The following is a 19414-nucleotide window of genomic DNA, read 5'->3' on the forward strand; positions in this document are numbered from 1 at the left end:
AACGGTTTAGGCTTGCCGAATAGCGAATCGAGGTCGGACCACCGGGTTATATTCCCTCTACCGAGAAGCCTCAGGCGATGCAGTCTGCGCTCTCACTGCTGGGACTCGCCGTCGTTTCGACGGCCGTGGTCTGGTACGGCAGTGACCTGCTCGAATCCTCCAGCGAACGGCTCTCGAAGTACTACGGGCTCCCGCCCGCCGTCCACGGAGCCGTCGTCGTCGCCGTCGGGTCGAGTTTCCCCGAACTGGCGAGCGTCGTGCTCTCGACGGTACTCCACGACTCGTTCGGCCTCGGCGTCGGCGCTATCGTCGGGTCGGCCATCTTCAACGTGCTCGTCATCCCGGCGGTGGCGACGCTGTTCTCCGACCGCCTCGAAGCCAACCGAGAGGTGGTGTACAAGGAGGCGCAGTTCTACATGCTCTCGGTCGCCGTGCTGCTGTTGGTGTTCTCGTTCGGCGTCATCTACTCGCCGGAACCGATTTCCGACGCCGGCGGACTCGTCACCACCGTCACGCGGCCGATGGCGCTGTTGCCCATCCTCCTCTACGGGCTGTACATCTTCATCCAGTACCAGGACACCGTCGACTACGACCCGCCGACGTCCGACGGCGATACTGCGGTCGGCAAACAGTGGGCGCTGCTGGCGGCGAGTCTCGTCATCGTCGTCGTCTCCGTCGAAGGGTTGGTCCACGCCGCTCGCGGGTTCGCCGACCTGTTCGGTACGCCGGAGTATCTCTGGGGGCTCACCGTCGTCGCCGCCGGGACGAGCCTGCCCGACACGCTCGTCAGCGTCCGCGCCGCCCGCGACGACCGCGGCGTGACGAGTCTCTCGAACGTGCTCGGAAGCAACATCTTCGACCTGCTCGTCGCCGTCCCCGTCGGCGTGCTCATCATGGGCTCCGTCGACTTCGACTACGGCGCGGCCGTGCCGATGATGGGCTTTCTGACGGTCGCCACTATCGTGTTGTTCACCGCGATGCGGACCGATCTCGAACTGACCGACGGCGAGGCGACGGTACTCTTGACGACCTATCTCCTGTTCGTCGGTTGGATGGTCGCCGAGACGGTCGGTCTCACGTCGTTCGTCCCCGGGGTTTGACCGCTAGCGGTCCCCTCGCGTTATCTCCCGCCGCCGAGCACTGCGTGGAGCTCGTCGTACACACCGTGTTGGTTCGTCCCGTCCCACTGGTTCGACGCGGGCCAGAGGTCGTAACCGTCGTCGCCGCGGCGCGGCACGAGGTGGATGTGAAAGTGCGGCACCGACTGCTGGGCGGCCTCGCCGCTGGCGTGTAGCAGGTTGACGCCGTCGTAGCCGGCCGTCTGCAACCGATGCGAGACGTCCCGGGCGTGCTGTGTGACGTCCGAGAACACCTCCTCGGGGACGTCGAACAGACTCCGATAGTGGTCTCGGGTGACGACGAGTACGTGTCCCGGCGTCTCCGGCGTTCGAGGAACGACGACGAGTGACTCGGAGCGTTCGTCGAGGACGACACCGGGAGCGTCGCCGTCGACGATCGCACAGAACGGGCAGGCCATCGCCGCAACGATTCGGAGCAGACTAGTTGAGCGTTACGACAGTCGGCTCTCGACGAACTCGACGAGGTCGCGGAGTTCGTCCTGCCCGACGCCGTGACCCACCTGATACACCGAGAACGAGACGTCCGCGCCGAGTTCTTGCAGGCGCTCTGCGGCCGCCTCGGCGCGCGCCTCGGGGATTATCTGGTCGGCGCTGCCCGCCCCGACGAACACCGGCTTTCCGGTGAGTTCGGGCGGTTCGAGGTCCGCGTGCGACTCCGCGAGGTAGCCGTGCAACGCGACGACCCACGCGAACCGCTCGGGGTTCTCCAAGAGGAGTGCGAGACTCGTGATAGACCCCTGGCTGAACCCGAGCAGTCCGAGGTCCCCCGCGTCGAGGTCGTACGCCTCGACGGCGGCGTCGATGCTCTCGGAGACCAAGTCGAGACTCCGGCGGAACTCCTCCGCGTGCGGTTGGCTCTGGTGGAGGCCGCCCGCGGACGTGTCGAGTTCGTACCACGTGTACCCGCCCATCAGTCGGTCCGGTGCCCGGAGGCTGACGACGTGCAGCGTGTCGGGCAGCTGCTGGGCGATGGGAAGCAGGTCTTCTTCGTCGGCACCGCGCCCGTGGAGAACGAAGACGGCGGGTGCGGGGCCGTCGCTCGATTGTTCCGGTTCGACGTGGACGTGTTCCAACGGAATGTCGGCCATCGACCCCACGTACGGGTTCGTCGCCCTTCAATCGGGGAGTGTCGCCGACGTAACCGGTCGACCCGCGCTTCTCGGCGTCGCTGCCGCGCGAGGGAGGCTCCCGTTTCGGGCGTGAGCGGCGCGGGGCTGAGCGAATCCCCGAAACGCCGAGGTTAAACGTCCCGGCACGCAAGAGAGGCCAATGAGCCAGGACGCCTTCTCCGAAGGGGATCTCCGGAACACGGGCATGGCCCTCCGCCACGACCGAGAGTGGGACTACGAACTCGAACGAATCATCGACGCCATCGAGGAGCGCGACGCCAAGAAGGTGGGACTGCAGTTCCCCGAAGGCCTCAAGCGTCGCGGCCCGGCGGTCGCCGACGACCTCCGACAGCTCTGCGACGACGACGTGACGTTCCTCCTGTCGGGACAGCCGTGTTACGGCGCGTGCGACCTCGACACCTACCTGATGCGCCGCACCGACGTGTTCGTCCACTTCGGCCACTCGCCGATGAAGGAGTCGGAGAAGATCATCTACGTCCCCCTCTTCTCGAACGTCGATCCCTTCCCCATCATGGAGGAGTCGCTGGAGGAACTCGACGACCCCGCCGAAAATCCCGATGTCGGCCTCGTCACGACGGCCCAGCACATGAACCTCTTCGAGGACATGTGCGAGTGGCTCGAAGCGCGCGGCTTCGAGGTCCACACCCGACGCGGCGACGACCGACTCACTCACGAAGGCCAAGTCTTGGGCTGCAACTACGCCTCCGCCGACATCGACGCCGACCAGGTGCTGTACGTCGGCGGCGGGAAGTTCCACCCGCTCGGTCTGGCGATGGAACACCCCGACAAAAACGTCGTCATCGCAGACCCCGTCAACAACGTCGTCACCCTCGCAGATACGGAAAAGTTCCTCAAGCAGCGCTACGGCGCGGTCCACCGCGCGATGGACGCCGACAAGTGGGGCGTCATCTTCTGCACCAAAATCGGGCAGGGGCGCTGGGAGAAAGCCGAGGAGATCGTCGAGAACAACGACAACGCCTACCTCATCACTATGGACGAGGTGACGCCGGACCGCCTGCGTAACTTCGACATGGACGCGTTCGTCAACACCGGTTGTCCGCGTATCACCACCGACGACGGCCCGCGCTTCCACAAGCCGATGCTGACGCCCGGCGAGTACGAGATCGCCGTCGGCAACAAACCGCTCGAAGATCTGGAGTTCGACACGTTCCACGGCACGTGGTGAGGTCGGGTTACCCCTCACTCGGCGTCGGTCTCTGACTCCACAAAACATTTCACACCGTTGTTCTTTCTCTCACGTATGGTCTCCAGACGAACCCTCCGCATCGCCGGGTCGGCGACGGTCGCGCTCGCCGCGCTGACCGGCGTCGTCGCCGCACAGCAACCGCCCTCGACACCGAGTACTCCACAGATATCGCCCGTCGTGGGCTTCGTTGTCTCGCTCGCGATTAACCTCGTCATCGGCGGTATCGTCGTCGCCGTCGCGCCGAACTACCTCCGGCGGACCACCGCCCGCGTCCGAAATAACCCCGTCTCGGCGTTTCTCTGGGGTCTTCTCACCGTTGTTGGGTTGGTAGTTGCCTCTATCCTCCTCATCACGCTCATCGTGACGATTCCGGCGCTTCTCGTCCTCGGTCTCGTCGGAAACGCCATCGTGGCCGTCGTGGTCGGTATGGCCGTCACGAGAAGCGCGAGCGGCGACAACCTGTTCGTACCGCTCGTCGTCGGCGTCCTCATCGTCTCGCTTATCGCCCAGATTCCCATCCTCGGCGGCGTGGTGAACTTCATCCTTGGGATGATGGGCGTGGGCGCGATAGTGAACGAGTTCCGCGAAGGTCGCTGAACTCGCTTTCGGGTTCTCGTTTTCCCCTTGATTCGGTAGTACTCGCCTTCGTACTCGATAGTGTAACGGCTCTTTCGCGCGAAACAGCGGCCGCATAAATGTCTCGTGGTCGACTACTGTTCGACTCCAAAATCGTCTGCGGACGCGGTGTTCGAGACCGTTCTCCGCCCCCTGTTCAGTCCGTCTTCACGAACTCGACGAGGTGAACCATCGGATCGTCGCCGCAGTTCGTCTGGTAACTCTCGATTACGTCGTACACCTCGTCGGTGTTCCCTGCGACCGTCTTCTCGAACGAACAACCAGTGCAGGTCAGTTCGTACGACATCAGCTCGGCGACGGGTACTCTGTCTCCTGTCGGGTCGGGTGTTGAGAGACCTGTACCGAGTCACCGTCGACGGTCACCTCGTAGCCGTGGTAGGTGAACGTGTGAGACGTCGACGGTTCGCGGGTGCGTTCGGATTCCAACCCGAATAGCGATTGGCGCAGCTCCGACCCGAGCGCGTGATACAGCGGGGAGAGCTCCAGTGGGTCGACGTTCTCGCGGTCGGCGACTGCCGTGACTATCTGCTCGCAAATACTCTCGGAACGGTGTTCGGCAGAGATGCTCACGAGAGTAATACAGCCTTCAGTTCAGTATATAGTTTATCGATGGGAACGTTTAGACTCTGTCGCAAGAAACCGATACGCGCACGTTTCTGGCGTTTCGAGCGAATCTGTCGACGACCCCTGTCTCGCCGATAGATACTGACCCGTCCTCTTCGGTCCCCCGCCGCCGAACCCGGCCCTCCGAACTGGTGTCCGAACTCAGTCGAAAAGCGTCGATGGACGTGATTGCTCGCTTCGGATGAGTATCTCGTCGTTGACGACGAGATCGTAGCTGTCGATGGTCTCCGCGATACGGGTGATGTCCTGGTTCGACGCGCCGACGACCTGCACGTGGATGTTGCCTTCGCCGGTCATCATCTCGAGGACGTTCACCACGCCGTTGATTTCGAGTATCTTCTCTATGAGCGCACTCCGATTGGCGATGGGTGCGGTACAGATGAACAGGACTCGAAGCGGTTGCCCGGCCAACTCGTAGTCGATTTCGGTACGGTATCCTTTGATGACCTCACCTTCCTCCAGGCGCTTGATCCGCTTTCCGACCGTGCTCGCGGAAACGCCGACGCGGTCGCTGATGGCGGCGTTCGTGTTGTTTCGCGCGTCTTCTTGCAAGGCGTGGAGAATTTCGTGGTCTATCGTATCGAGCTCGTCCTCGGTCACACCGAAAGACGCTCGACGAACGATAAAAAAGGTGTTTACTGGTCATAACAAGCCAGATATTCTGTGATTACGGGGTGACCGCCGACCGTCGGACTCGTCGGCTCCGACTCCACCCCCGCTGGCGTACCACGTCCCGACGCAGCGCGGACGAGCAACGCGAACGGAATACTACTTGGCTCCGTGGACGCACATCTCTGGCATGCTGTTCGATTACCGAGTCCGTCCCTACAGGGAGGTACGCTGAGTGGCCTCACACATCGGCGTCGACGTGGGCGGCACGTTCACCGACGTCGTCCTCCTGACCGACGACGGCTCGCTCGTCACCGCGAAAGTCCCGAGCACCGACGACCAGAGCGTCGGCGTGATGGCGGGCATCGAGAAAGCCTGTACCGAGGCCGATATCGACCCCGCCGACCTCGGGGCGTTCTCGCACGCGATGACCGTCTCGGTCAACGCGCTGCTCGAATCCGACGGCGCGAAGACGGCGCTCGTCACCACCGAGGGCTTCCGCGACGTGCTCGAAATCAGACGGCAAAATCGACCGAACCTCTACGATTTGGACGCCGAACTCCCGGAACCGCTCGTCCCCCGCCGCCGCCGCTTCGAGGTCGACGAGCGCGCGACCACCGAGGGAATCGAACGCGCCGTCGACGCCGATGCGGTTCGGAGACTCGCCCGGGACATCGACGCCACGGGTGCCGAAAGCGTCGCCGTCTCGTTGCTCCACGCCTACGCGCACCCCGAGAACGAACAGCGGGTCACAGAGGTACTCCGCGAGGAACTCGACGTGCCCGTCTCCGCCTCTCACGAGGTGCTCGCGGAGTTCCGCGAGTACGAGCGGACGTCGACGACTGCCGTCGACGCCTACGTCACGCCGGCTATCGACGCCTACGTCGGCCACCTCGAAGCGCGGGCGAGCGACGCCGGCGTCCCCTCGCCGCGAATCATGCAGTCGAACGGCGGTATCGCGTCGGCCGCGACGGTGAGAGAACACGCCGTCACGACGGCGCTTTCCGGACCCGCCGCGGGCGTCGTCGGCGCGGGGGCGACCGTCGAAGCCTCGGAATCGCTCCGCGGTCTCGTCACCTTCGATATGGGCGGCACCTCCAGCGACGTGAGCCTCGTCCGAGACGGCGAAGTCGAACGAACCACCGACGCCGAGATAAGCGGCCACCCCATCCGCGTACCGATGGTCGACGTTCACACCGTCGGCGCGGGCGGCGGGAGCGTCGCGTGGGTCGACGCCGGCGGCGCGCTCCGCGTCGGTCCCGAGTCGGCGGGCGCGAACCCCGGCCCGGCGTCGTACGGTCGCGGCGGCGAGAGACCGACCGTCACCGACGCGAACGTCGTTCTCGGCTACATCGGCGCGGACACCGCCCTCGGCGGCGAACTCTCGCTCGACGTCGAGGCCGCCCGCGAGGCGCTCTCTCGGCTCGCCGACGACGCCGACCTCGACGACGCGCTCGCGGCCGCACAGGGCGTCTACCGCGTCGCCAACGCGAACATGACGCGCGCCACCCGAACGATCACCGTCGAGCGCGGCCACGACCCCAGACAGTTCGTGCTCGTCGCCTTCGGCGGTGCGGGGCCGATGCACGCCGCCGCGCTCGCCGACGAGTTGGGCGTCGAGACGGTCGTCGTCCCGCGCGCCTGCGGCGTGCTCTCGGCGTACGGCCTCCTCGCCGCGGACGAGAAACACGACTCGGTCCGGACCGTTCGAACACCGCTCGACGACGTCGACCTCGACAGCGTCGAATCGGCGTACGACGACCTCCGCGCCGACGTGCTTGCGGACGTGTCCACTCCCGACGACGCGACCATCGACCGCGTTGCCGACCTCCGCTACGTCGGCCAGAGCTTCGAACTCTCCGTCCCCGTCGGCGACGAGTTCGACGCCGAGGCGGTCGCCGACCGCTTCACCGCGGCCCACGAGGAAGCCTACGGCTACGCCCTGGACGACCCCGTCGAACTCGTCAACCTCCGACTGACGGCGACGGTCGAGCGCGACCCGCTCGCCATCGGATACGAGGGCGCGGGCGACCCCGTACGCGGGTCCCGAGAGGCGTTCTTCGGCTTCGGCGGCGACGGCGAGTTCCGCGAGGCGACCGTCTACGACCGCGAGGCGTTCGCGCTGGGGGCGACGTTCGAGGGGCCGGCGGTTCTCGAACAGGACGAGAGCACCACCGTCGTCCCGCCCGAGTGGTCGGGAGAGGTCGACGCCGACGGCACCGTCGTCCTCACGACGGGAGGTGAAAGCCGGTGAGCGCTCCCGAGGCCGAAATCGACGCGGTGACGCTCGAAATCGTCCGCAACCAGTTGGAGGGCGTCGCCGAGGAGATGGGACAAGTGCTCATCACGTCGTCGTACTCGCCGAACATCAAGGAGCGGCGCGACTGTTCGACGGCGCTGTTCGACGCCGGGGGTCGACTCGTCGCGCAGGCCGAGCACATCCCGGTCCACCTCGGCGCGATGCCCGCCTCCGTCGCGGCCATCCTTGACCGAAATCCGAAACCGGGCGACGTCTTCGTCCTCAACGACCCGTTCGAGGGCGGCACGCACCTGCCGGACGTGACGATGGTCTCGCCCGTCGCCGTCGACGGCGAGATTCTCGGCTACGCGGTCTCCCGCGCCCACCACGCCGACGTGGGCGGGATGACGCCCGGGAGCATGCCCGCCGGGGCGCGCGAAATCTTCCAGGAGGGCCTCCGCTTGCCGCCCGTCCGACTCGTCTCCGAGGGAGAGGTCGTCGACGACGTGATGGACCTCCTGCTGGCGAACGTCCGCAGTCCGAGCGAGCGCCGCGCCGACTTCCGCGCGCAGATCGCGGCCAACGACCGCGCGCAGTCCCGGATGTCGGACCTCGTCGACGAACACGGCCGCGAGCGACTCCTCGCCGCCTTCGACGCGGTCATCGACTACTCGCGGCAGCGCATCACCGCCGAACTGGCCGACCTCCCCGACGGCATCTACCGCGCGACCGACGCGATGGAGGGCGACGGAATCACAGACGACGACGTCCCCATCGAGGTCGAAGTCGAAATCAGCGGTAGCGAGGTTCGCATCGACTTCTCGGGCACCGCCGACCAGGTCGCGGGCAACGTGAACGCGCCCTTAGCGGTCGCCAAGAGCGCCGTCTACTTCGTCGTCCGCGCGGTGACCGACCCCGACATCCCGCCGAACCAGGGCTGCTACGACCCCATCTCGGTCTCCGCGCCCGAGGGGTCGCTGCTGAACCCCGTACCGCCGGCGGCCGTCGTCGGCGGCAACGTCGAGACGAGCCAGCGCGTCACCGACGTGGTGTTCGCCGCGCTCGCCGACGCCGCCCCCGACCGCGTCCCCGCGCAGGGACAAGGGACGATGAACAACCTCATCCTCGGCAACCGCGAGGCCGGCGGGTTCACCTACTACGAGACCATCGCGGGCGGGTTCGGCGCGCGGCCGACGAAGGACGGGATGGACGGCGTCCAGGTCGGGATGACGAACACGCTGAACACGCCCGTCGAGGCGATGGAGGCCGAGTACCCCCTGCGCGTCGAGCGCTACGCGCTCCGCCCCGACAGCGGCGGCGACGGCGAGTTTCGCGGCGGTCTCGGTATCGAACGCGCCGTCACCGTCGGCGTCGACGCCACCGTCTCGCTGCTTACCGAACGCCGGCGCACCGCTCCCGCGGGCGTCGCCGGCGGCCAACCAGGTGCAGTCGGCGAGAACCTCGTCGGCGACGACCTCGTACCGGCGAAGACCACTCGGGAGATTCCGGCGGGGACGACGGTCACCGTGCGGACGCCCGGTGGCGGCGGCTACGGTGATCCCGAGGACCGTGACCCGGCGGCGCGAGAGCGCGACCGAGCCGACGGAAAAACGAGCGAGTAGTTTACGGGCGGCTGTCCGCCCGCGTTCGGTTCACTGGATGTGTTCGTCCTCGAACTCCGACTGGTGTTCGACGCTGCAGAAGTAGTACGTCTCGCCCTGGTAGTGACCCTGCGTGGGCGGATTGTTCTCGTCAACCAGCGACTCGCAGATTGGACACATCGCCATGGTTCGTTCGAACCGTCTGTCGCCACGCCCCTCGTTTGTCCGCTTGTATTTCCCACGTCAGGAGTCATCCGGTCGCGCCCCCGACGTTCGAACATGTCTCGCGCACCGCCGGACAGCGACCAGCCGAGCGACGAGAACGACCAGATTTCCCGACAGCGAAACTTCACCCCGGACGCCGAGATGGGGCTCATCGGGGGCATCATCGGTGCGTTCATCGCCGTGTTGACGTTCCCGTTGCTGCCGTTCTACCTGCTGTTTAGAGTCGTCGACTCGCTTCTCGGCGGCGACGAGACGAACCGGCCCGACTGACTCCGGCCCCACTCAGACGTCCGGCGTCTCCATCACGTCGGGGACGCCCTGGATTGGATAGGCGACCGACGTGCCCCCTGCTACTCCGGGCTTTCGTCCGACGTTGTCTTTTCGGAGTCGCTCTCGACAGACACCCGGAACCGCTCGCCGCCGTAGACGACGACGAACGAATCGTTCACACCGAACGGTGGGACCGTTCCCTCGCGCTGTCGGAATCGAACCTGTCGGACACCGTCGTCGAAAAACGGGAGCGTGTTCCGGAGGCGATAGTCTCGAACGGCTTGCTCGGGAATCAGCGTCCGGTCGGGGTCGGCGTCGGTTCGCGTCACGACCAGCGTCGCCATCTCGCCGTCTCCGTCGTCGTATCCGGACCGGACCGTGACCGTATCGCCCTCACGAGCCCACGTTTCGATCTTCGCCGGTTCGAGAACGAGCGGGTCGCCCGCGAGTTCGAACCGGGCGACGAGGGCGATTCGCCGCCCGGAGTCACCGGCGAACCAGCCGTCGGTGAGGAAAGCGTACTCGCCGCCGCCAAACCCGCCGAGCGTTCCTCCCTTAGTTCCGCCACCCGAACAACAGCGGGCCATCCCGGGGTTCGGTAGGTCCCTTTCCAGTGTCACCGACCACGAGTGGGAGTCGCCCGGGCGCATCATCATCAGTGGTTGGGGCCACCCGCGTGGAGCGACGTGAAACCACTCGCCGTTGACCCGCTTCCACATTCGCCACGCGTAGAAGTTGATGTCGAACCGGGCCGCCGAACGGTTCCGGAGTGTGAACTTGAACGTTGCTTCCGGGAGCGACCCACTTGTCGTCGACGCCGAGAACGGGAGCGGCGCGTCGTTAAGGTCCGTCTCGCCTGCGCAGACGACGCGGTCGGCGTTCTCCGGTGCCGGACAGTCCGAATCGGTGGGGGCGATACCGACGTTCTCGGGTGGGTCGGCGGCGGTGGTAGTGGGTCGGTCCGTCTTGGTCGAAGATTCGGTCGTTGGCGACGGCAACGATGTGGACTGTGTTCGACGAGTCGTTCGGGTCGTCTGTGACCTTCCGGAGTCGCCGCCGCTGATACAGCCGGCGACGCTGAGGGAACCGAGCGACGCGAGGAGGGCTCTGCGTTGCACGCCGGTGGTTCGTCGGCCGGGTGACAAATACTTCGTGGTTGGTACGGTCCTCGGTCAGATATCCGGCGTCTCCATCACGTCGGGGACGCCGCGGGCGGTGATGGTCTCGCCGACGACGTACGAGGAGGCGGGGGCGGCCAAAAATTGTGCAATGTCCGCGATTTCTTCGCTGAGGCCGATGCGCCGTTTCACCTCGTCGCGGTCGATGTCGTCCCCGGAGACGCCCATCTGGCTCTCGACGCCGGGTGTGGCGACGAACCCGGGGGCGATGCAGTTGACGCGCACGTCGTGGTCGGCCCACTCGTACGCCAGCGAGGTGGTGAGGTTGATGATGCCCGCCTTCGCCGCGCCGTAGTGGGTCATGTACGGCGACCCCTGCTGCCCGGCGACGCTGGAGAGGTTGATGACGCTGCCGCCGCCGTTCTGGCGCATGTGCTCGCCGGCGACCTGCGTGCAGTGAAACGTCCCGGTGAGGTTGATGTCGACGATGGTGCCCCACCCGTTCGGTGAGATGTCCTCGAACGAGGACATGAACGACGCGCCCGCGTTGTTCACGAGCGCGTCGACGCCGCCGAACTGCTCGACGGTCGCTTCGACGAGCGCCTCGACGGCGTCGCGGTCGGTGACGTCGCACTCGACGGCCAGCGCCGACCCGCCCGCCTCGCGGATTCCCTCGGCGACCGGGTCGACGTTCTCCTGTTCGCGCGAGCAGACGACGACGTTCGCGCCGTCGGCGGCGAACGTCTCCGCGATGGCTTTCCCGATGCCACTCGACGATCCGGTGACGATGGCGGTCCGTCCGGTGACGCTGAACCTGTCAGTGGACATAGAACCCCTGTCGGCGGCGGCCGTGATAAAAGTGGCAGCGACTCCACGGCTCGGCGTCGGCTCCACTCCGCCACCGGACGACCAACTTTCTTCCGCCAGGTCGTAGGACCACACTCACGCCATGACCGAGACGGATTCCGACGACGGCCTGTCGCTGTTAGACGAGCGGTCAACTACCGAGCGACTGCGCGACTGGGTCCTCCTCCGCGGAAACAGAGCCGCGTTGTCGGCGGTCGTTCTGTTGGGGTTGCTGCTGACAGTCTACTTCTTCGTCGCGCTCGAAGTGGTCAAGTTCCGACGGCTCCAGCCGGTCTACTACGTGTTCGGCGGGCTGATAAGCGGAAATCTCACGCTCGTCACCGTCGTCGTCTCCATCAACCAACTGCTGCTGTCGCGGGCGCTGCAGACGCCGGGAGAACTCGAATCCCAGATAGAGAGCACCGGGGCGTTCAAGCGCCGCGTCGAGGACGCGGCCGGCCGCGTCGCACCCGTCCGCCCGACGGCGTTTCTCAACCTGCTGATGGAGAACACGCGGCGGGACGCCCAGCGACTCGGCGGCCTCGCCGTCGGCTCCGGGAACGACGACGCGTGGGAGGAGATAGACGACCTCGTCACGTCGGTGACGAGACACGTCGACTCGGTTGTCGACCTTACCGAGAACGCCGACGAAAGCCCGTTTCAGGCACTCTCTGCGACGCTGACCACGAACTACGCCGAGCAGATACACCGCGCGCGGACGATTAGAGAGCAGTACGACCTCACCGACGAGACCGACGCGGCGCTGGACCGCCTCGTCGACAGACTCGAAGACGTCGACATCGCGCGGCAGTACTTCAAGACCGTCTACCTACAGGACGAACTCTCGTCGCTCTCGCGGACGCTCCTCTACGTCGGCGTTCCGGCGGAGGCGCTCTGCATCCTCGTCTTACTGTGGCTGACGGCACTGCAGAGCGTCATTCCCCAACTGGTCCGCGAACTCGTCTTTCCGGTGGCCGCCGTGGTCGGGCTCGTCCCGCTCGTCGTGCTGTTCTCGTACATCCTCCGGACGGCGACGGTCACGCAACGGACCTCGGCGACGATACCGTTCACGACGCCGAAACAGGAGGCGTGAGAACCGTCGCGTTCGGAGTCCGCTCAAGCGTCGAGCGCCTCGACGGCGCGGACGAGTTCGGGCAGCACGTCGGTCACGTCCCGTCGGAAGACGTACTCGGCCTGCCCGTCCGCGGACGTCTCCTCCAAGTTCACGACCGCGAGCGTTCCGCCCCGCGCGGCCGTCAGCGGCAACGACGCGGCGGGTTCGACCTGCAGCGACGACCCGATAGCGAGGAACACGTCGCTCCCCTCGGCCAGTTCGCGCGCCTCGGTGAGCGTCGCCGGGTCGAGTTGCTCGCCGAACAGCACCACGTCCGGTTTCCAGACGCCGCCGCAGTCGCAGCGGGGCGGATTCTCGCCGTCACGGACACGCTGTCTGACCGGGTCGGCGGCCGCGTTCTCCCCACACCGCGAGCAGACGACGCGTTCGGCGTTGCCGTGTAGCTCGACGACTCGTCTGCTTCCCGCTTCGGTGTGGAGTCCGTCGGTGTTCTGCGTCACGACGGCGTCGAGGAACCCCTCGCGTTCGAGCGTCGACAGCGCGTCGTGGCCGGCGTTCGGTTCGACGTCCGGCGGCCGCATCGCGTCGTGGAGTTCGAGGCGGTCGGTCCAGAAGCCGGCAGGGTCGCGCTCGAATCGGCGGATGTGAAACGCTGCGGGGTCGAACTGCTCGCCCCAGATACCGCCGTCGCCGCGGAACGGCGGGATGCCGGAGGGAACGCTGATACCTGCGCCGGTGAGTGCGACGGTACCGTCGGCGTCGTGGAGCTCGGAGGCGAGTTCGGCGAGTCGGTCCATCAGGGTGGCGACTTCGAGACGGAGCGAGAAGAAAGTGCTCGAACGTCGAAGCGCCCGACGGCCGGACTTGTATTTGTCGCCCCGTGGTTTACACGGCTGGCAGCCGTCGTTTTCCACGATGGCAGACGAACTCACCGACACGAACGTCGCGCTCTTCATCGCACAGCGGGGTACCGAACAGGTCGAGTTCACCGAACCCAAGCAGGCCGTCGAGGACGCCGGAGCCACCGTCGACGTCGTCAGCAGCGAGACCGACGAGGCGCAGGCGGTCAACAACGACCTCGACGAGGGCGACAGCTTCGAGGTGGACACGACGTTCTCGGAGGTCTCCGCCGAGGAGTACGATGCGCTCGTCGTCCCCGGCGGTTGCGTCGGGGCGGACCGACTCCGCGCCGACGACGAGGCGGTGACGTTCGTCCGCGAGATGTTCGACGCCGACAAGCCCATCGGCGTCATCTGTCACGGCCCGTGGACGCTCGTCGAGGCGAACGTCGTCGACGGGGCGACGCTCACCTCCTACCCCAGCCTGCAGACAGACATCCGCAACGCGGGCGGCGAGTGGGTCGACGAGGAGGTCGTCGTCGACGCGGGCGTCGTGACCAGTCGGAACCCGGACGACCTCGACGCCTTCTGCGAGAAAATCGTCGAGGAGTTCGAGGAAGGACAGCACGAACGCGACTGAACACGGTCGCGTCGGATTTCCCCCTACCGGACCGAGGGGCGGTTCGCCGACGAGCGGACGGGGAAGTATCGCGGCGTTAGCTCTCGACCGGCGGCGAGCGAGGCGGCTCCTCGGCGTACTTCTCGTTGAACTCGCCGATGAGTTGGCCCACCTTGGCGTACCAGTCGTTGAGCATCCGCTGCATCTCCTGTGCGATCTCGTCGGCGTTGCGCGGGCGGTAGACGTGGTAGTACCCGCCCTGTTCGTAGTTCACCTGCTCTTTCTGCAGGAAGCCGGCCTGGAGCAGTCGCTGGACCGAGCGGTACGCCGTCGACCGTTCGCGGTCGATTTCGTCGGCGATTTCGTCGACTGTGAGGGGGTCTTCGGTCTCGTTCAGCAGTCGGAAGACGTCCTTGTCTATCTCCTTAAGGTCGTGAAAACACTCCAGCAGTTCCTCACACTGCATATCCTGTCGGAGCATCTCGCCCATCGAGTTCGCCATCGCTTGGCGACGGTAGGCGACGCGCGCCCAAAACCGTTTGCATAGTCGGTACAATACTGACCGCGGCGAACCGGCCCAAACCGCGGTCGACGGGCCCGAGACTCACCGTCTCGAAACGGTGGCGCTGAGCGCGTATGCGCGAAACTGTCCACGACCGTTCGGCTATCGGTTCCCGTTCGATTCGTTCGTCGGACAGCGCCCGACCGCCCCGGCGTACCGGTCACAGTCGGCCCGAACGATAACGTACACCGGTTGGTCGGTGTTGGGGCCGGGTTCGTAGTGCACCGAGGTGACGACGCATTCGGGCGACTGGTCGGTCTGCTCCAGCAGGTCGAACTCGTGCCACTCTCCGCGGTCGACTCGGGCGGACACGACGTACCTACCGGCGACGGGGCTCCACGTACAGTCGGCGATTGCGCCCGGAAGCCGGTTCTGTTCCATCCGTTCGACCGAGTGAGCCGACTCGTGAACCACCGTCCCGTCGCGCTCGACTCGGAGGGAGAACTCGTGACCGGAATCGCTGTCGTGATTGCTAACGGTGAGTCTGCCGAGCGTCGTCGTCCGCTCCGAGAACGGGATCCGGTCGAGACACGCCGTGAAACTCGACGCCGCGAGCAGACCCAGCGAACAGAGGAACCCGCGACGATACATGTCTGCCCTCGTCCGCGACCTGATAAATACGTTCTGCGGTTCGATTTTCGCGTTCGGACGGATAGACGATGCCGAGTCGAGCGGCCAAAACGACGTGCCGGACCTCGTGTCCCCGATACACTGTCTCTCTCGCGGGTGAAAGCGAGCGACCGGCTCGTCTTCGGACTCATGGGTGGACCACCCGATTTAGTATATCGACATACGGTGTATATGTGGGTGGACAGACGCCGTCTCTCCGTTCGTCGTTCGAATTCTCAGCCGAATCCGCTCGAACTCGATAGAATGCGACCGATCCCGTTCGAGCTGACTCTCTGTGCCCACCCTCGACGCACAGTTATTCATGCTTCGGGTGCGCGTGTACGCGCATGACACGCGAGGGCGACTACTTCACCCGCCTCGTCGACCCCGAACGCCTCCGCGAGTATCTCGCCGCGGAACTCGGTCCCGTCGACGACGACGCGTACGCCGTCGACCACCACCAAGAAGGACACTCCAACGAGACGCTGTTCGTCACGTGGGGCGACCGCGAACTCGTGATTCGCCGCCCGCCGCCGGGGGAGACGGCGTCCAGCGCCCACGACGTCCTTCGGGAGTATCGAGTGATGGACGCGCTCCAAGAAACCGACGTCCCGCTGGCGACGACGGTTCTCGCCTGCGAGGACCACGATGTGCTCGGCAGCGATTTCTACGTGATGGAACGCATCGACGGCGACGTGCTCCGCGAGTCCGAACCCGACCGGTTCGACACCACCGACTACCGCAAACGAATCGGGACGGAACTCGTCGACACCCTCTCGACGATTCACGCCGTGGATCCGGAGTCCATCGGTCTCGGCGAGTTCGGCTACCCCGACGGATTCACCGAACGCCAAGTGAAGAGATGGTCCGAACAGTTGACGTGGGCCTTTTCGAAAACGACCGAGGAACGAGAGGTGCCCGTCCTCTACGACGTGATGTCGTGGCTCGACGACAACGTCCCGGAGGCGTATCCGCACACGCTCGTCCACGGGGATTACAAGCTCGACAACGTGATGTACGCGCCCGGGACGCCCCCGGAGATCAGCGCCGTCTTCGACTGGGAGCTGTCGACGCTCGGTGACCCGCGGACTGACGTGGGGTGGATGCTCTCGTACTGGCGCGACGCCGACGACCCCGACCCGGCGGTTCCGGACCTGACGACGACGTTCATGGAACACCCGGAGTATTCGACCCGCCGCGAACTCGTCTCTCGGTGGGAGGAGGCGACCGGATTCGAGTACGAACACGACCGCTTCTATCGGACGCTGGCGGTGTACAAACTCGCGGCGCTCGGCGAGATGTTCTTCCGGCGCTATCTCGAAGGCAACTCCGACGACGACCTCTATCCGCAGATGGAGACGCAGGTGCCCGCGCTCGCCGACCGAGCAATGGGCATCATCGAGGGCGACGAACCGCTGTAACCGCCGGAGTCCACAACACTTAGTCCGCCTCCCGTGGATGAAGAGGTATGACCAGTAGTGACTGGGGTGACTGGCTGCCGCGCGCCGTCGCGACGGCCGAACCCGAGACTGTCGCCGTCTGGTATCTCGGTTGTAACGGCTTCGTCATCAAAGGAAGTGGGGGTACGACGCTGTTGGTCGACCCGTACGTCGGCGTCGGCGACCCGCCGCGGACGATCCGAATGATTCCGGTTCCGTTCGACCCCGATGACATCGAAGAAGCCGATGCGATTCTCGCAACCCACGAACACACTGACCACGTCCACGGTCCGAGTCAAGCGCCGATTCTCGAAAACACGGGCGCGGAGTTCTACGCCCCCGACGATACGCTCGCCGTCGCCCACGAGGAGGAGAACTGGACGAGCGTCTGGGACGTCAGCGACGACCAGTTCACCGAGGTTTCGGAGGGAGACACGTTCGAGGTCGGCGAGTTCACGGTCCACGTCGAACTCGCCGCCGACGCGGACGCGACGCACCCGGTGAGCTACGTCATCGAACACGACGCGGGCACTATCTTCCACGGGGGAGACACCAAGCCGAGCGACGCCTTCGACGACATCGGCGAAAAGTACGACATCGACCTCGGTATTCTCGCGTTCGGCTCTATCGGCAACATCCCGAACAAGGAGACCGGCGAGATGGTCCGAACGAAGTGGTACAGCACCGAAAACGAGATCATCGAGGCGGCAAGCAGCCTACAGTTCGACCGTCTCCTGCCGAGCCACTGGGACATGTGGCGCGGGATGACCGCCGACCCGACGGCGCTGTACAAACACGCCGCCAGCTACACGTATCCGAAAGCGTTGACTATCGTCTCTATCGGCGATCGAGTCGACCTCTAAGGTTTCGTCTTCTCCGTTCTCTTCGGTTCTCGCTCGCGTTCCGCTTCGGCGAACTCGCGTCCCACTCGTTCGATTCGAAGACCGTCGTTGATACCAGCATTTTTGCCGGTTGTTTTATGTACTGTCTCCGGGATACCCGGGTAGATGAGTCAAGAGCCAGACCACGAAGGAACGGTGACCGTCTCGGCGGGCGGGGTGAGCCTCGAGAAGACGTTCGCGGCCGACGAGTTTCCGGTCCCGGCTATCAAGTTCGTCATTCGATCGGAACGAGACGACGTCGTCGACGTGCGACTCTCCGACGACATCCCCGAGTCGTTCTCGATGGAGCGTATCGGCTTTCACCCCGACTACGAGAGCGCGAACTGGACGGCGTACGAGGACCAGTTCGTCGAGTACGAGCGCTCGCTCGACCCCGACGAGGAGGTCCTGACCGTTTACGGCATTCGGGTCGACGACGAGGAGGACGTTTCGGCGTTTCTCACCGAACCGATGCTGGAGACTATCGTCCCCGGTGACGAGGGTGACACCGTCGAATCCGTCGTCGGAGACGACCGCTCCGAGGTGGTTCGGAACGTACTCGCCGACGAGGCGACCGCACTGCCCGGACTGGAAGCCGACGACCCCGTGGCCGCCGGCCTCGATACCTCAGAGTCGTCCGACCCCGCGGCGGACGACGCAGACGCCCCGGAACCGTTGGCACTCGAAGACCCTCTCGCGGACGACCCGCTGTCGGAGGTACCGGAGATCGCCGAGGAACCGCCGGAGACGACCGGCGAATCGACGGAGACGACGGACGAACCGGCTGAGACGACAGACGAACCGGTTGAGACGACCGACACCGACGACGAGCCTGAACCGCTGGCACTCGAAGACCCGCTTTCGACTTCCGACGAAGCGGATGAGTCGGTCGAGTCGAGTGAATCCGTCGACGAGAGCACGCCGGTTCCACGTTCGCTGTCGTCGGATCTCACCGCAGCGGTCGTCGCCCGCCAGTCGGACGCAACCCCGCTCGGCACACAGTTCGACGAAGTGTCGGACGAGACGCCGGCCCCGGACGCCGAAGTGGAAGCGACTCCGGTCGCCGCAGTCGCCGCCGACGCCGCACCGTCCCCGCAGACGGGTGTGGCTGCGGCGCTCGCCGACGAGATTCGGTCGGGGGACGTCGACGACGAGGACCTCGAACTCCTCCGCGACGAACTCGATCTCGGGCTTCCGCGAAGCGTCGACGTCCGGATTCGTCGCCTCCAATCGCAGATGGACGACCTCAAAGCGTATTCGGACGCGCTCGAGACGTTCCTCGACGAGAACGGGACCGCCGACGAACTCGTCACCGACCTCCGCGGGGAACTGGAGTCGCTGTCCGCAACGGCCGATAAATTGGAGACTGACGTCGCCGCGTTGCGGGAGGACCGCACCGACCTGGCGTCGACGGTCGACGACGTTTCGGGTCGCCTCGACGGCGTCGACGAGCGTGTCGCCAGCGTCGACGCCGGCGTCGAATCGCTCGACGACGAGATGGGTGAGGTCAGAAGCGACCTCGCGGACCTCGATTCGCAGCTCGTCTCCGTCGAGGAACTGAGCGCGGACGAACGCGCCGAACTGGAGGCCGAACTCGAACTGATTCGTCAGGAACTCGAAGCGCTCGATTCGTTCCGCGACCGTCTCAGTAGCGTCTTCGGCGGCGAACAGTAGCCCCGTCGACCCGGACACGAGTTCGTTGGAGAATCTCCCGAAACGTAATCGGTTTACGACGCCGCTACGTTG

The 19414-nt window shown here is 65.5% G+C and carries 22 protein-coding genes; 11 read left to right on the forward strand and 11 right to left on the reverse strand.

Annotated elements, in window-relative coordinates; translation table 11 throughout:
• Positions 1 to 77 precede the first annotated feature (77 nt).
• Entirely contained in the window at positions 78 to 1100 is a 1023-nt protein-coding gene (locus LAQ73_RS14665) for a sodium:calcium antiporter (protein ID WP_224269001.1), read from the forward strand.
• Between the two features lie 20 nt (positions 1101 to 1120).
• Here LAQ73_RS14665 and LAQ73_RS14670 read toward each other — a convergent pair whose 3' ends face one another.
• Entirely contained in the window at positions 1121 to 1537 is a 417-nt protein-coding gene (locus LAQ73_RS14670; protein ID WP_224269002.1) for an HIT family protein, read from the reverse strand.
• A gap of 33 nt (positions 1538 to 1570) precedes the next feature.
• The gene (locus LAQ73_RS14675; RefSeq protein WP_224269003.1) at positions 1571 to 2227 is read right to left on the reverse strand and encodes an alpha/beta hydrolase; all 657 of its coding nucleotides are present in this window, start codon (positions 2225 to 2227) and stop codon (positions 1571 to 1573) included.
• A gap of 181 nt (positions 2228 to 2408) precedes the next feature.
• Between LAQ73_RS14675 and dph2 the strand changes: the two genes are divergently transcribed.
• The gene (gene dph2 / locus LAQ73_RS14680; protein WP_224269004.1) at positions 2409 to 3455 is read left to right on the forward strand and encodes a diphthamide biosynthesis enzyme Dph2; all 1047 of its coding nucleotides are present in this window, start codon (positions 2409 to 2411) and stop codon (positions 3453 to 3455) included.
• 75 nt (positions 3456 to 3530) lie between these two features.
• Positions 3531 to 4073: a DUF8173 domain-containing protein gene (locus LAQ73_RS14685; RefSeq protein WP_224269005.1), complete on the forward strand. Its 543-nt coding sequence runs from the start codon at positions 3531 to 3533 to the stop codon at positions 4071 to 4073.
• A gap of 175 nt (positions 4074 to 4248) precedes the next feature.
• On the opposite strand, the gene LAQ73_RS14690 is transcribed toward LAQ73_RS14685, so the two are convergent.
• The 3 genes from LAQ73_RS14690 to LAQ73_RS14700 all read right to left on the reverse strand — a co-directional run bounded on the left by LAQ73_RS14690 (position 4249) and on the right by LAQ73_RS14700 (position 5336).
• Positions 4249 to 4398 carry a hypothetical protein gene (locus tag LAQ73_RS14690; protein ID WP_224269006.1) on the reverse strand — a complete coding sequence of 50 codons (150 nt, stop codon included), beginning with the start codon at positions 4396 to 4398 and terminating at the stop codon, positions 4249 to 4251.
• Positions 4398 to 4682, reverse strand: a complete 285-nt coding sequence (locus LAQ73_RS14695; RefSeq protein ID WP_224269007.1) for a HalOD1 output domain-containing protein — start codon at positions 4680 to 4682, stop codon at positions 4398 to 4400. The genes LAQ73_RS14690 and LAQ73_RS14695 overlap by 1 nt, the downstream gene beginning before the upstream one ends.
• Positions 4683 to 4877: 195 nt before the next feature.
• A complete protein-coding gene (locus tag LAQ73_RS14700) occupies positions 4878 to 5336 on the reverse strand; it encodes an Lrp/AsnC family transcriptional regulator (RefSeq protein ID WP_224269008.1) in 459 nt (152 codons plus the stop codon).
• Between the two features lie 244 nt (positions 5337 to 5580).
• On the opposite strand from LAQ73_RS14700, the gene LAQ73_RS14705 reads away from it, so the two are divergent.
• Both LAQ73_RS14705 and LAQ73_RS14710 read left to right on the forward strand, forming a co-directional pair.
• Entirely contained in the window at positions 5581 to 7599 is a 2019-nt protein-coding gene (locus LAQ73_RS14705) for a hydantoinase/oxoprolinase family protein (protein ID WP_224269009.1), read from the forward strand.
• Positions 7596 to 9206, forward strand: coding sequence for a hydantoinase B/oxoprolinase family protein (locus tag LAQ73_RS14710; RefSeq protein ID WP_224269010.1), 1611 nt, complete (start codon positions 7596 to 7598; stop codon positions 9204 to 9206). Before LAQ73_RS14705 ends, LAQ73_RS14710 begins: the two co-directional genes overlap by 4 nt.
• Before the next feature lie 30 nt (positions 9207 to 9236).
• Here the strand turns inward: LAQ73_RS14710 and LAQ73_RS17655 are convergent, their stop codons facing one another.
• Positions 9237 to 9371, reverse strand: coding sequence for a hypothetical protein (locus LAQ73_RS17655; RefSeq protein ID WP_255634881.1), 135 nt, complete (start codon positions 9369 to 9371; stop codon positions 9237 to 9239).
• Between the two features lie 93 nt (positions 9372 to 9464).
• Here LAQ73_RS17655 and LAQ73_RS14715 point away from each other — a divergent pair, with 93 nt between their 5' ends.
• On the forward strand, positions 9465 to 9680 hold the full coding sequence (locus LAQ73_RS14715; protein ID WP_224269011.1) for a hypothetical protein: 216 nt from the start codon (positions 9465 to 9467) through the stop codon (positions 9678 to 9680).
• 80 nt (positions 9681 to 9760) lie between these two features.
• On the opposite strand, the gene LAQ73_RS14720 is transcribed toward LAQ73_RS14715, so the two are convergent.
• Positions 9761 to 10798: a hypothetical protein gene (locus LAQ73_RS14720; protein ID WP_224269012.1), complete on the reverse strand. Its 1038-nt coding sequence runs from the start codon at positions 10796 to 10798 to the stop codon at positions 9761 to 9763.
• 54 nt (positions 10799 to 10852) lie between these two features.
• Complete coding sequence (locus tag LAQ73_RS14725; protein ID WP_224269013.1) at positions 10853 to 11626, reverse strand: SDR family NAD(P)-dependent oxidoreductase; 774 nt, start codon at positions 11624 to 11626, stop codon at positions 10853 to 10855.
• 121 nt (positions 11627 to 11747) lie between these two features.
• Between LAQ73_RS14725 and LAQ73_RS14730 the strand changes: the two genes are divergently transcribed.
• On the forward strand, positions 11748 to 12737 hold the full coding sequence (locus LAQ73_RS14730) for a DUF7972 family membrane protein (protein WP_224269014.1): 990 nt from the start codon (positions 11748 to 11750) through the stop codon (positions 12735 to 12737).
• A 23-nt stretch (positions 12738 to 12760) separates the two neighbouring features.
• On the opposite strand, the gene LAQ73_RS14735 is transcribed toward LAQ73_RS14730, so the two are convergent.
• Complete coding sequence (locus LAQ73_RS14735) at positions 12761 to 13516, reverse strand: NAD-dependent protein deacylase (protein WP_224269015.1); 756 nt, start codon at positions 13514 to 13516, stop codon at positions 12761 to 12763.
• Positions 13517 to 13634: 118 nt separating this feature from the next.
• Between LAQ73_RS14735 and LAQ73_RS14740 the strand changes: the two genes are divergently transcribed.
• Positions 13635 to 14198, forward strand: coding sequence for a type 1 glutamine amidotransferase domain-containing protein (locus LAQ73_RS14740; RefSeq protein ID WP_224269016.1), 564 nt, complete (start codon positions 13635 to 13637; stop codon positions 14196 to 14198).
• Positions 14199 to 14274: 76 nt separating this feature from the next.
• Here the strand turns inward: LAQ73_RS14740 and LAQ73_RS14745 are convergent, their stop codons facing one another.
• Positions 14275 to 14679 carry a helix-turn-helix domain-containing protein gene (locus LAQ73_RS14745; RefSeq protein ID WP_224269017.1) on the reverse strand — a complete coding sequence of 135 codons (405 nt, stop codon included), beginning with the start codon at positions 14677 to 14679 and terminating at the stop codon, positions 14275 to 14277.
• Between the two features lie 162 nt (positions 14680 to 14841).
• The gene (locus LAQ73_RS14750; RefSeq protein ID WP_224269018.1) at positions 14842 to 15330 is read right to left on the reverse strand and encodes a hypothetical protein; all 489 of its coding nucleotides are present in this window, start codon (positions 15328 to 15330) and stop codon (positions 14842 to 14844) included.
• 365 nt (positions 15331 to 15695) lie between these two features.
• Here LAQ73_RS14750 and LAQ73_RS14755 point away from each other — a divergent pair, with 365 nt between their 5' ends.
• From LAQ73_RS14755 to LAQ73_RS14765, 3 genes are all read left to right on the forward strand, one after another.
• A complete protein-coding gene (locus LAQ73_RS14755) occupies positions 15696 to 16769 on the forward strand; it encodes a phosphotransferase family protein (protein ID WP_224269019.1) in 1074 nt (357 codons plus the stop codon).
• A gap of 47 nt (positions 16770 to 16816) precedes the next feature.
• Positions 16817 to 17650, forward strand: a complete 834-nt coding sequence (locus LAQ73_RS14760) for an MBL fold metallo-hydrolase (RefSeq protein WP_224269020.1) — start codon at positions 16817 to 16819, stop codon at positions 17648 to 17650.
• Between the two features lie 144 nt (positions 17651 to 17794).
• Positions 17795 to 19342 (forward strand): hypothetical protein, encoded by a 1548-nt coding sequence (locus LAQ73_RS14765; protein WP_224269021.1) that lies wholly within the window; start codon positions 17795 to 17797, stop codon positions 19340 to 19342.
• Positions 19343 to 19414: the final 72 nt, after the last annotated feature.

This window comes from Haloprofundus salinisoli (assembly GCF_020097815.1).
GTDB classification, from domain to species: domain Archaea; phylum Halobacteriota; class Halobacteria; order Halobacteriales; family Haloferacaceae; genus Haloprofundus; species Haloprofundus salinisoli.